The organism is Agrococcus sp. HG114 (genome assembly GCF_024723325.1).
Lineage (GTDB): Bacteria > Actinomycetota > Actinomycetes > Actinomycetales > Microbacteriaceae > Agrococcus.
Genome location: NZ_JANQCH010000068.1, coordinates 1 through 11,791, shown reverse-complemented (window position 1 = coordinate 11,791; position 11,791 = coordinate 1). Strand labels below are relative to the sequence as shown.

General features: G+C 71.9%; 11 protein-coding genes. All 11 read left to right on the top strand.

Annotated features, from left to right (window positions below; translation table 11 throughout):
- Nucleotides 1-138 (top strand): biotin/lipoyl-containing protein (locus NWP09_RS08145; protein ID WP_258275025.1); only part of this gene is annotated, 138 nt, incomplete at its 5' end.
- A 53-nt stretch (nt 139-191) separates the two neighbouring features.
- On the top strand, nt 192-3,068 hold the full coding sequence (gene uvrA / locus NWP09_RS08140) for an excinuclease ABC subunit UvrA (RefSeq protein ID WP_258275024.1): 2,877 nt from the start codon (nt 192-194) through the stop codon (nt 3,066-3,068).
- Nucleotides 3,065-4,981 (top strand): excinuclease ABC subunit UvrC, encoded by a 1,917-nt coding sequence (uvrC, locus tag NWP09_RS08135; RefSeq protein ID WP_258275023.1) that lies wholly within the window; start codon nt 3,065-3,067, stop codon nt 4,979-4,981. The genes uvrA and uvrC overlap by 4 nt, the downstream gene beginning before the upstream one ends.
- Entirely contained in the window at nt 4,978-5,841 is an 864-nt protein-coding gene (gene rapZ / locus NWP09_RS08130; protein WP_258275022.1) for an RNase adapter RapZ, read from the top strand. The genes uvrC and rapZ overlap by 4 nt, the downstream gene beginning before the upstream one ends.
- Before the next feature lie 14 nt (nt 5,842-5,855).
- Entirely contained in the window at nt 5,856-6,839 is a 984-nt protein-coding gene (gene whiA / locus NWP09_RS08125) for a DNA-binding protein WhiA (RefSeq protein ID WP_258275021.1), read from the top strand.
- A gap of 94 nt (nt 6,840-6,933) precedes the next feature.
- Nucleotides 6,934-7,557 (top strand): superoxide dismutase, encoded by a 624-nt coding sequence (locus NWP09_RS08120; RefSeq protein ID WP_258275020.1) that lies wholly within the window; start codon nt 6,934-6,936, stop codon nt 7,555-7,557.
- Between the two features lie 79 nt (nt 7,558-7,636).
- Nucleotides 7,637-8,644: a type I glyceraldehyde-3-phosphate dehydrogenase gene (gap, locus tag NWP09_RS08115; RefSeq protein WP_258275019.1), complete on the top strand. Its 1,008-nt coding sequence runs from the start codon at nt 7,637-7,639 to the stop codon at nt 8,642-8,644.
- Nucleotides 8,644-9,855, top strand: coding sequence for a phosphoglycerate kinase (pgk, locus tag NWP09_RS08110; RefSeq protein ID WP_258275018.1), 1,212 nt, complete (start codon nt 8,644-8,646; stop codon nt 9,853-9,855). The genes gap and pgk overlap by 1 nt, the downstream gene beginning before the upstream one ends.
- Nucleotides 9,849-10,634 carry a triose-phosphate isomerase gene (gene tpiA, locus NWP09_RS08105; protein ID WP_258275017.1) on the top strand — a complete coding sequence of 262 codons (786 nt, stop codon included), beginning with the start codon at nt 9,849-9,851 and terminating at the stop codon, nt 10,632-10,634. Before pgk ends, tpiA begins: the two co-directional genes overlap by 7 nt.
- An 84-nt stretch (nt 10,635-10,718) precedes the next feature.
- Nucleotides 10,719-10,967, top strand: coding sequence for a preprotein translocase subunit SecG (secG, locus tag NWP09_RS08100; RefSeq protein ID WP_258275016.1), 249 nt, complete (start codon nt 10,719-10,721; stop codon nt 10,965-10,967).
- Entirely contained in the window at nt 10,967-11,323 is a 357-nt protein-coding gene (locus tag NWP09_RS08095; protein ID WP_258275015.1) for an RNA polymerase-binding protein RbpA, read from the top strand. Before secG ends, NWP09_RS08095 begins: the two co-directional genes overlap by 1 nt.
- Nucleotides 11,324-11,791: the final 468 nt, after the last annotated feature.

Genomic DNA, 11,791 nt, shown 5'->3' with positions numbered 1-11,791 from the left:
GGGCAGGACGTCGCGGTGCTCGACGCGATGAAGATGGAGACGCGGGTCGCCGCGCACCGCTCCGGGACCCTGCGACGCGCTGTCGACGAGGGCGGGGCCGTCGCGGTCGACGACGCGATCGGCCGCGTCGAGCGGTGAGCCGAGCGCGAACGCACGGGCTGCGTGTGGGCGGCCGCTCGTAGACTCTTGGGGTGACGACCACCATCACCAGCACCTCCGAGCTGCACGTCCGCGGCGCCCGCGAGCACAACCTCAAGGACGTCGATCTGCGCATCCCGCGCGACGCGCTCGTGGTGTTCACCGGGCTCTCGGGCTCGGGCAAGTCGTCGCTCGCGTTCGACACGATCTTCGCCGAGGGGCAGCGCCGATACGTCGAGTCCCTCTCGGCGTACGCGCGCCAGTTCCTCGGGCAGGTCGACCGCCCCGACGTCGACTTCATCGAGGGCCTGAGCCCCGCCGTCTCGATCGACCAGAAGTCCACGAACCGCAATCCCCGTTCGACCGTCGGCACGATCACCGAGGTGCACGACTACATGCGGCTCCTCTGGGCGCGCATCGGCGTGCCGCACTGCCCCGTGTGCGGCGAGCGGATCCAGCGCCAGACGGTGCAGCAGATCGCCGACGAGCTCATGGAGCTGCCCGAGCGCACGCGGTTCCAGCTGCTCGCGCCCGTCGTCCAGCAGAAGAAGGGCGAGTTCGCCGACCTGCTGCGCAACCTGGTCGCGACCGGGTACTCGCGCGCCGTGATCGACGGCGAGCTCGTGCAGCTCGCCGACGCCCCGGCGCTCAAGAAGCAGAACAAGCACGACATCGCGGTGGTCGTCGACCGCATGGTCGCCGAGCCCGGGATGCTGTCCCGCCTCACCGACTCGCTCGAGACCGCCCTCCGGCTCGCCGACGGCCTCGTGACGGTCGACTACGTCGACCTCGACGCTGACGCCGACGAACGGAGGCGCACCTACAGCGAGCGGCTCTCGTGCCCGAACCGCCACCCCGTCTCGCTCACCGAGATCGAGCCGCGCACGTTCTCGTTCAACGCGCCGTTCGGCGCGTGCCCGGAGTGCACGGGCATCGGCACCAAGATGGCGGCCGACCCCGACCTCGTGATCGCCGACGACGCGCTCTCCATCCGCGAGGGGGCGATCCTGCCCTGGACGCAGTCGGGCAAGGGCCTCTACACCTACTTCGAGCGGCTCCTCACCGGGCTCGCGCGCGAGATGGGCTTCTCGCTCGACACCCCGTGGCGCGACCTCGACGCCGACGTGCGCCAGGTCGTGCTGCACGGCACCGAGGGCAACGTCATGGTGCAGTGGCGCAACCGCTACGGCCGACAGCTGAAGTACGCCTCCGGCTACGAGGGCGTCATGCCCTACATCCAGCGCAAGCACGAGGAGGCCGACAGCGACTGGGTCAGGGCGAAGCACGGCGAGTACCTGCGGGAGGTGCCGTGCCCCGAGTGCGGCGGCGCGCGCCTCAAGCCCGAGGTGCTGAGCGTGCTCGTGCACGGCAGCTCGATCGCTGCCGTCTCCGACATGAGCCTCGACGACGCGCACGCGTACATGGCCTCGCTCGAGCTCGACGAGCGGGAGGCGATGATCGCCGCGGCGGTGCTGCGCGAGATCCGCGCGCGGCTCGACTTCCTCATCCGGGTCGGGCTCGGCTACCTCTCCCTCTCGCGCGCGGCCGCGACCCTCTCGGGCGGCGAGGCCCAGCGCATCCGCCTCGCCACCCAGATCGGCGCGGGCCTCACGGGCGTGCTGTACGTGCTCGACGAGCCGTCGATCGGCCTCCACCAGCGCGACAACCGCAGGCTCATCGGCACGCTCGAGGCGCTCCGCGACCTCGGCAACACGCTCATCGTCGTCGAGCACGACGAGGACACCATCCGCACCGCCGACTGGGTCGTCGACATCGGCCCGGGCGCGGGCGAGCGCGGCGGCGAGGTCGTGCACTCGGGCACCTACGAGGAGCTGCTCGACCACCCGACCTCCCTCACCGGCAAGTACCTCTCGGGCCGCGAGCGCATCCCGACCCCGACGACGCGGCGACCGGTCGACCCCGAGCGGATGCTGCGGGTCGAGGGCGCGCGCGCCAACAACCTGCAGCACATCGACGTCGACATCCCGCTCGGCGTGTTCGTCGCCGTCACGGGCGTCTCGGGCTCCGGCAAGTCGACGCTCGTGAACGACATCCTGCACAAGGTGCTCGCGAACGCGCTCAACGGGGCCCGGCAGGTGCCCGCGAAGCACACGCGCGTCACCGGGCTCGGACACCTCGACAAGGTCATCCACGTCGATCAGGGGCCGATCGGCCGCACGCCGCGGTCGAACCCCGCGACCTACACCGGCGTGTTCGACAAGATCCGCAACCTGTTCGCCGAGACGGCCGAGGCGAAGGCGCGCGGCTACCTCGCCGGCCGCTTCTCGTTCAATGTGAAGGGCGGTCGCTGCGAGGCGTGCATGGGCGATGGCACGCTCAAGATCGAGATGAACTTCCTGCCCGACGTCTACGTCGAGTGCGAGGTGTGCCACGGCGCCCGGTACAACCGCGACACCCTCTCGGTGCACTACAAGGGCAAGTCGATCGCCGACGTGCTCGAGATGCCGATCGAGGAGGCCGCGGAGTTCTTCGCCCCGATCTCGTCGATCCACCGCTACCTCAAGACGCTCGTCGACGTCGGCCTCGGCTACGTGCGGCTCGGCCAGTCCGCCACGACGCTCTCGGGCGGCGAGGCGCAGCGCGTCAAGCTCGCGACCGAGCTCCAGCGCCGCACGTCCGGCCGGGCGATCTACGTGCTCGACGAGCCGACGACGGGCCTCCACTTCGACGACGTGCGCAAGCTCCTCGAGGTGCTCGACGGGCTCGTCGAGAAGGGCAACACCGTGCTCACGATCGAGCACTCGCTCGACGTCATCAAGTCGGCCGACTGGGTGATCGACCTCGGGCCCGAGGGCGGCTCGGGCGGCGGCACGGTCGTCGCGACCGGCACCCCCGAGGAGGTCGCCGAGGTGCCCGGCAGCCACACGGGATCGTTCCTCAAGGAGATCCTGGGCGCAGGCGTGCGATGACCGCGGGTCGCGCGCCGCGCACCGTGCCCTACAAGCCGGCGCCGGGCACGATCCCGACGGCGCCGGGCGTGTACCGGTTCCGCGACGAGCACGAGCGCGTGCTCTACGTGGGCAAGGCGAAGAACCTGCGCCAGCGGCTCTCGAACTACTTCCAGCCGCTCGAGGCGCTCCACGAGCGCACCCGCCGCATGGTGCTCACCGCGGTGCGCGTCGAGTGGACGATCGTCGCGAGCGAGTTCGAGGCGCTGCAGCTCGAGTTCACGTGGATCAAGGAGTTCGAGCCGCCGTTCAACGTGCAGTTCCGCGACGACAAGTCGTACCCCTACCTCGCCGTGACGATGGCCGACGACGTGCCGCGCGCGCTCATCACGCGCAACCGCGGCATCCGCGGCGCGCGCTACTTCGGCCCCTACACGAAGGTGTGGGCGATCCGCGAGACGCTCGACCTGCTGCTGAAGGCGTTCCCCATGCGCTCGTGCAGCCAATCCGTGTACGACCGGGCGGAGCGCTCGGGACGCCCGTGCCTGCTCGGCGACATCGGCAAGTGCTCCGCGCCGTGCGTCGGGCGCGTCACGCACGAGGAGCACCGCGCGATCGCCCGCGACCTCGTCGCGTTCATGAACGGCGGCGACCAGGAGTTCGTGGACCGGGTGCGCGAGGAGATGCAGCGCGCGAGCGCGCGGCTCGAGTTCGAGCGCGCCGCCCGGCTGCGCGACCAGCTCGCGGCGCTCGAGTCGGTGCTCGAGCGCACGAGCGTCGTCCTCTCCGACCGCGTCGACGCCGACGTGTTCGGCCTCGTCCACGACGAGCTGAGCGCCGCCGTGCACCTGTTCGCCGTGCGCGGCGGCCGCATCCGCGGCACGAAGTCGTGGGTCGTCGACACCGAGATCGACCTCGACGACAGCGAGCTCGCGACGCAGATCCTGCGCATCGCCTACGACGGTGGAGACCCGCCCGCCCGCGAGGTGCTGCTGCCGAAGCAGCCCGAGAGCGTGCACGAGGTCAAGGCGTGGCTCACCGACCGCCGCGCCGACCACGGGCTCACCGGGCGGGTCGAGGTGCGCGTGCCCCAGCGCGGCGAGAAGCGCAAGCTCGCCGACTCCGCGACCGTGAACGCCGCCCACGCGCTGCAGGTCGCGCGCACGAAGCGCACGAGCGACTACGTCACCCGGTCGCAGGCGCTCAGCGACCTGCAGGAGGCGCTCGGCATGCCCGAGGCGCCGCTGCGCATCGAGTGCTTCGACGTCTCGCACCTCGGCGGCCAGGGCGTCGTCGCCTCGATGGTCGTGTTCGAGGACGGCCTGCCCCGCAAGGACCAGTACCGGCGGTTCGCGATCGCGCAGACCACCGACGACACCGACTCGATCCACCAGGTCATCACGCGACGCGCGAAGTACCTCGTCGACGGCGACCCGGACGAGACGAGCACGCGCTTCGCGTACGCGCCGCAGCTGCTGCTCGTCGACGGCGGCCGGCCCCAGGTGCAGGCGGCCCGGCGCGCGCTCGACGAGCAGGGCGTGCGCGGCGTGGCCCTCGCCGGCATCGCGAAGCGGCTCGAGGAGCTCTGGCTGCCGGACGACGAGTTCCCGGTCATCCTGCCTCGCACGAGCGAGGCCCTCTACCTCGTGCAGCGCCTGCGCGACGAGGCCCACCGGGTCGCGATCAGCTATCAGCGGCAGAAGCGCTCGAGCGCGATCCAGTCGCAGCTGAGCGGCATCCCGGGGCTCGGGCCGTCGCGCGTGCGCGCGCTGCTCAAGCACTTCGGCTCCGCGAAGCGCGTGCGCGCGGCCTCGCCCGAGCAGCTGCGCGAGGTGCCGGGGGTCGGCCCCGCGCTCGCCGAGGCCATCGCACGGGCTCTCCGCGCCGATACGATGGACGAGGAGTCGCGAGGGCAAGGGAACAGCACGCTGTGAACGCACGAGAGATCGTCATCATCACCGGGATGTCCGGTGCGGGACGCACGACGGTCGCCAACGCGCTCGAGGATCTCGGCTGGTTCGTCGTCGACAACCTGCCGCCCAGCATGCTGCGCACGCTCGTGCGCACCGCCGCCGCCGAGGACTCCACCGAGGCGAAGCTCGCGATCGTCGTCGACGTGCGCGGCGGCGTCCTCTTCGACGACGCGAAGCGGTTCGTCGAGATGCTCCGCACCGAGCACAGCGTGCGCGTGCTGTTCCTCGAGGCGAGCGATGCCGAGCTCGTGCGCCGCTACGAGCAGGTGCGACGGCCGCACCCGCTGCAGGGGGACGGCACGATCCTCGACGGCATCCGCATGGAGCGGACGCGCCTCGAGCCCCTGCGCGGCATGGCCGACGACCTGCTCGACACCACGGGCCTCAACCCGCACCAGCTCACCACGCGCGTGGGGGAGCGGTTCGCGCCCGGCGGCGAGCTCGAGGTCGTGCTCACCGTCATGAGCTTCGGGTTCAAGTACGGGCTCCCGGTCGACGCCGACCTCATCGCCGACATGCGCTTCCTGCCCAACCCCTTCTGGAACCCCGAGATGCGCGGGCACAACGGCACGGAGCCGCTCGTGGCCGACTTCGTGCTCGAGCAGGAGGGCGCGCGCGAGTTCGCGGACCGCTACCTGGAGGCGCTCGAGCCGGTGCTCGCCGGGTTCGCGCGCGAGAACAAGCTGCACGTCGTGCTCGGCGTCGGGTGCACGGGCGGCAAGCACCGCTCGGTCGCGATGGCCGAGCACCTCGCCTCGCGGCTGTCGGGGCGACCGCGCCTGCGGGTCGCGGTGAAGCACAGGGATCTGGGACGCGAATGACGAGAGGAGCCGGCGTGACACTGACCGACGACGTCAAGGAGGAGCTCGCGCGGGTTCGCGTGACGCGACCCCAGACGAAGGCGGCTGAGGTCGCGACGCTGCTGCGCTTCGCGGGCGGGCTCCACGTCATCTCGAACCGCGTCGCGGTCGAGAGCGAGCTCGACTCCGCGGCGGCCGCCCGACGGCTCGCCCGCAGCATCCTCGAGCTCTACGGCGTCAAGGCCGAGATCGCGCGCATCTCGTCGTCGTCGTCCAACCGCTCGAGCGGCGCGTACCTCGTGCGCGTCATCGCCGAGGGCGAGACGCTCGCCCGGCAGACGGGGCTGATGGATGCGCGGCGGAAGCCGGTGCGCGGGCTCCCGAACAAGGTCACGACGGGCTCGCTCGAGGACCTCGCGGGCGTGTGGCGCGGCGCGTTCCTCGCGCAGGGCGCGCTCTCCGACCCCGGCCGCTCCGCGGCGCTCGAGGTCACGTGCCCGGGCAACGAGGCGGCGATGGCGCTCGTGGGCGCCGCCGGCCGGCTCGGGGTGCCCGCGAAGTCCCGCGAGGTGCGCGGCGCCCACCGCGTCGTCATCCGCGAGGGCGAGCCCATCTCGCGCATGCTCACCACGATGGGGGCGCTCGAGACGGTGCAGGCGTGGGCAGAGCTCCGGCAGCGCCGCGAGGTGCGCGCGACCGCGAACCGGCTCGTGAACTTCGACGACGCGAACCTGCGGCGCAGCGCGCAGGCGGCGGTCGCGGCGTGCGCGCGCATCGAGCGCGCGCTCGAGATCCTCGGTCCCGAGGTGCCCGAGCACCTCGCGTACGCCGGTCGGCTCCGCCTCGAGCACCGCGACGCGAGCCTCGACGAGCTCGGCCACCTCGCCCAGCCGACCATGACCAAGGACGCCGTCGCCGGGCGCATCCGCCGCCTGCTCGCGATGGCCGATCGCGCCGCGCAGGAGCGGGGCATCCCGAGCACGGAAGCGGCCGTGCCGGAGGACATCGACGACGTCTGAGGTGGCCGCCCGCCCTGCCTCCGGCCAGGTCGCGGCGGTTAGGATCGAGCACGACCAATCGGCGCGCGCGGCGCGCAAGAGAGGAGAGCCAGCCATGGCCGTCTACACCCTTCCCGAGCTGCCCTACGACTACGCAGCGCTCGAGCCCCACATCTCGGCGAAGATCATGGAGCTGCACCACGACAAGCACCACAAGACCTACGTCGACGGTGCCAACACGGCACTCGAGAAGCTGCAGGCGGCGCGCGACGCCGACGACCTCGCGAACGTCAACAAGCTCGAGAAGGACCTCGCGTTCAACCTCGGCGGCCACACCAACCACACCGTGTTCTGGAACAACCTCTCGGGTGACGGCGGCGGCGAGCCGGAGGGCGAGCTGCAGGCGGCGATCGCGGAGTTCTTCGGCGACTTCGCGAAGTTCCAGGCGCACTTCAGCGCGAACGCCACGGGCATCCAGGGCTCCGGCTGGTCGGTGCTCGCGTGGGACTCGATCGGCGAGCGCCTCAACGTGCTCCAGCTCTTCGACCAGCAGGGCAACGTCCCGGTCGGCACGCACCCCGTGCTCATGCTCGACATGTGGGAGCACGCCTTCTACCTCGACTACCTCAACGTCAAGGCGGACTACGTCAAGGCGTTCTGGAACATCGTCAACTGGCAGGACGCGCAGGCGCGCTTCGACGCCGCCCGCTCGCAGACGTCCGGCCTCATCCTCCGCTGACCACCATCGTCACCGAGCGACCGGGGACCGGGGCACCTGCCTCGGTCCCCGGTCCTCCCGACAGGCAGGAACCCATCCCATGACACTGAAGGTCGCCATCAACGGCTTCGGCCGGATCGGCCGCAACTTCGTCCGAGCAGCGCGCACCCAGGGCGCTGACATCGACATCGTCGCGGTCAACGATCTCACCGACAACCAGACCCTCGCCCACCTCCTGAAGTACGACTCCGTCGCCGGCCCGATCGAGCAGCCGGTCGGCTGGGACGAGGGCACCATCAGCGTCGGCGACGACGCGTTCCGCTCGCTCTCCGAGAAGGACCCGTCGAAGCTCCCGTGGGGCGAGCTCGACGTCGACGTCGTCATCGAGTCGACCGGCCGCTTCACCAAGGTCGAGGACGCATCCGCCCACATCGCCGCAGGAGCGAAGAAGGTCATCCTCTCGGCACCTGCCAAGGGGCCCGCCCCCACGTTCGTGATGGGCATCAACCACGAGGACTACAACCCCGCGACGGACCACGTCATCTCGAACGCCTCGTGCACGACGAACTGCCTCGCGCCGCTCGCCAAGGTCTTCCACGAGAGCTTCGGCATCGAGCGCGGCCTCATGACGACCGTGCACGCCTACACGGCCGACCAGAACCTCCAGGATGCGCCGCACAAGGACCTCCGCCGGGCTCGCGCGGCCGCGCTGTCGATCATCCCGACGAGCACGGGCGCAGCGAAGGCCATCGGCCTCGTGATCCCCGAGCTCAAGGGCATCCTCGACGGCTACGCGCTGCGCGTGCCGACGCCGACGGGCTCGATCACCGACCTGACGGTCACGACGCGCGACGGCCTCACCGTCGACGAGATCAACGCGGCCTACCGCGCGGCCGCCGAGTCGGGCCCGCTGGAGGGCTACCTGCAGTACACCGAGGACCCGATCGTGTCGGCCGACATCATCGGCAACTCGTACTCGTCGATCTTCGACTCGGGCCTCACCCGCGTGATGGGGGACCAGGTGAAGATCTCCGCGTGGTACGACAACGAGTGGGGCTACTCCTGCCGGCTCGTCGACCTCGCCGAGCACGTGGGCTCGCAGCTCTGATGGCGCTGCGCACGCTCGACTCGCTCGGGGACCTCTCGGGCCGGACCGTCCTCATCCGCTGCGACTTCAACGTGCCGGTGCAGGACGGGCGGATCACCGACGAGGGCCGCATCGTCGCGTCGCTGCCCACCCTTCGCGCCCTGCTCGAGCAGGGCGCGAAGGTCGTGACGATGTCGCACCTCGGCCGCCCGAAGGGCGCGCCGGACCCGCAGTACTCGCTCGCGCCGGTCGCGGAGCGGCTCGGCGAGCTGCTCGGCGCCGAGGTCGCCTTCGCCGCCGACACCGTGGGGGAGGACGCCCAGCGCGTCCGGATCGGGCTCGGCGAGGGGCAGCTCGCGCTGCTCGAGAACCTGCGGTTCGACCCGCGCGAGACGAGCAAGGACGCCGCGGAGCGCGCGTCCTTCGCGGCGGAGCTCGCCGCGGGCGCCGACGCGTTCGTCTCCGACGGCTTCGGGGTCGTGCACCGCGAGCAGGCGAGCGTGTTCGAGATCGCGCAGGCGCTCCCGAGCGCGGCGGGCCTGCTCGTGGAGCGCGAGCTCGGCGTGCTCGCGCGGCTGACGGAATCGCCCGAGCGGCCCTATGCGGTCGTGCTCGGCGGGTCGAAGGTGAGCGACAAGCTCGGCGTGATCGAGCACCTGCTGCCGCGCGTGGACCGGCTCCTCATCGGCGGCGGCATGCTCTTCACGTTCCTCGACGCGCAGGGCTACGGCGTCGCGTCGAGCCTCCTCGAGGAGGACCAGCTCGAGCGCGTGCGCGGCTACATCGCGGACGCCGAGCAGCGCGGCATCGAGCTGCTGCTGCCGACGGATGTGGTGGTCGCCGCCGCCTTCGCGGCCGACGCCGAGCACGAGACGGTGGCCGCCGACAGCATCGAGTCGTCGCGCTTCGGCGCGGATGGCATCGGGCTCGACATCGGGCCCGAGACGGCCTCGGCGTTCGCCGAGGCGATCCGCGGCTCGCGCACCGTCTTCTGGAACGGCCCGATGGGCGTGTTCGAGATGGAGGCGTTCGCGGCCGGCACGAGGGCGGTCGCGCAAGCGCTCACCGAGGCCGAGGGCCTCACGGTGGTCGGCGGTGGCGACTCGGCCGCTGCCGTGCGCCAGCTCGGCTTCGACGACGCGGCGTTCGGCCACATCTCGACGGGCGGCGGGGCGAGCCTCGAGTTCCTCGAGGGTGCGCGCCTGCCCGGGCTCGAGGTGCTCGGATGGTGAGCCGCACGCCGCTCATCGCGGGCAACTGGAAGCTTCAGAACGACCACCTGCAGGCGATCGCGCTCGTGCAGAAGCTCGCGTGGACCCTGCAGGACGCTCGGCACGACCACGCTGCGGTCGAGGTCGCGGTGTTCCCGCCGTTCACCGACCTGCGCAGCGTGCAGACGCTCATCTCCGCCGAGAAGTTCGCGCTGCGCTTCGGCGCGCAGGATGTCTCGGAGCACGACTCGGGGGCGCACACCGGCGAGGTGGCCGCCTCGATGCTCGCGAAGCTCGAGTGCTCCTACGTGATCGTCGGGCACTCCGAGCGGCGGCAGGACCACGGCGAGACCTCCGCGCTCGTGGGCCGGAAGGCCGCCGCGGCGCTCCGCCACGGGGTGACGCCGATCATCTGCGTGGGCGAGACGGCGGAGGACCTCGAGCAGCGCGGCGCGTCGGCAGTGCCGGTCGAGCAGCTGCGCGAGGCGCTCGCCGAGCTGCCCGCGGCCGGCGAGATCGTCGTGGCGTACGAGCCAGTGTGGGCCATCGGCTCCGGCACGCCGGCCACGCCCGAGCAGGCGCAGCAGGTCGCGCAGGCGCTGCGCCAGACGATCCGCGAGCTGCGGGGCGACGAGGCGGCTGCCGCCACGCGCATCCTCTACGGCGGAAGCGTGAAGTCGGGGAACATCGCCGGCTTCATGCGCGAGCCCGACGTCGACGGCGCGCTCGTCGGCGGCGCGAGCCTCGACGCGGCCGAGTTCGCGGCGATCGCCCGCTTCCAGCACCACGTCGGCACGTGACGCGCCCCTGCCGCCGGGAATCCCTGCGGTAGGATGCTCGTTGGACTTCTCGCGGCCCCGGCCGCGAAACCGGAAAGAGGGCTAGTGGAGATTCTCCAGATCATCATGCAGGTGATCCTCGGCGTCACCTCGGTGCTGCTGACGCTGTTCATCCTGCTGCACAAGGGCCGTGGAGGCGGCCTGTCCGACATGTTCGGCGGCGGCGTCGGCTCGTCGCTCGGCTCGTCGGGCGTCGCGGAGCGGAACCTCAACACGATCACCGTCGTCGTGAGCCTCGCGTGGCTCGCCTCGATCGTCGTGCTCGGCCTCATCACGAAGTTCGCGGGCATCTGATGGCGTCCGGAGGCAGTGCGATCCGCGGCTCGCGCGTCGGCGCGGGCCCCATGGGGGAGCAGGACCGGGGCTTCCACGCCGACCGCGTGGCCGTGTCCTACTGGGACGCCATGGGCAACGAGACGGTCCGCTACTTCGCGGCCGACCTCCCCGAGGACGAGATCCCCGAGGTCATCGACTCGCCGTCGACGGGCCTGCCCGCGGGTCGCGACAAGGACAACCCGCCGCAGGTCGCGAAGAACGAGCCGTACAAGACGCACCTCGCGTACGTGAAGGAGCGCCGCACCCCTGAGGAGGCGGCGCAGCTGCTCGAGGAGGCCCTGCAGAAGCTGCGGGCCGCCGAGGGCCGCGCCTAGCGCATCCCCGAGCCCCAGCGGCCGTCCTGCTCCCGAGCGGGACGGCCGCTGTCGTGTCTGCACCTGCCGCGCGTGAGCGGCGCCTCCTGCGCTCGAGTGGCGCCTCCCGCGCCTGAGTGGCGCCTCCCGGACCTGAGCGGCGCCTCCCGCGCCTGAGCGGCGCCTCCCGCGCCTGAGCGGCGCCTCCCGCGCCTGAGCGGCGCCTCCCGCGCCTGAGCGGCGCCTCCCGCGCCTGAGCGGCGCCTCCCGCGCCTGAGCGGCGCCTCCCGCGCCTGAGCGGCGCCTCCCGCGCCTGAGCGGCGCCTCCCGCGCCTGAGCGGCGCCTCCCGCGCCTGAGCGGCGCCTCCCGCGCCTGAGCGGCGCCTCCCGCGCCTGAGCGGCGCCTCCCGCGCCTGAGCGGCGCCTCCCGCGCCTGAGCGGCGCCTCCCGCGCCTGAGCGGCGCCTCCCGCGCCTGAGCGGCGCCTCCC

Excerpts from the sequence above, each read along its gene's own strand:
- uvrC (WP_258275023.1), top strand. The coding sequence starts at position 3,065 with ATGACCGCGGGTCGCGCGCCGCGCACCGTGCCCTACAAGCCGGCGCCG.
- gap (WP_258275019.1), top strand. The coding sequence starts at position 7,637 with ATGACACTGAAGGTCGCCATCAACGGCTTCGGCCGGATCGGCCGCAAC.
- pgk (WP_258275018.1), top strand. The coding sequence starts at position 8,644 with ATGGCGCTGCGCACGCTCGACTCGCTCGGGGACCTCTCGGGCCGGACC.
- tpiA (WP_258275017.1), top strand. The coding sequence starts at position 9,849 with ATGGTGAGCCGCACGCCGCTCATCGCGGGCAACTGGAAGCTTCAGAAC.
- NWP09_RS08120 (WP_258275020.1), top strand. The coding sequence starts at position 6,934 with ATGGCCGTCTACACCCTTCCCGAGCTGCCCTACGACTACGCAGCGCTC.
- NWP09_RS08095 (WP_258275015.1), top strand. The coding sequence starts at position 10,967 with ATGGCGTCCGGAGGCAGTGCGATCCGCGGCTCGCGCGTCGGCGCGGGC.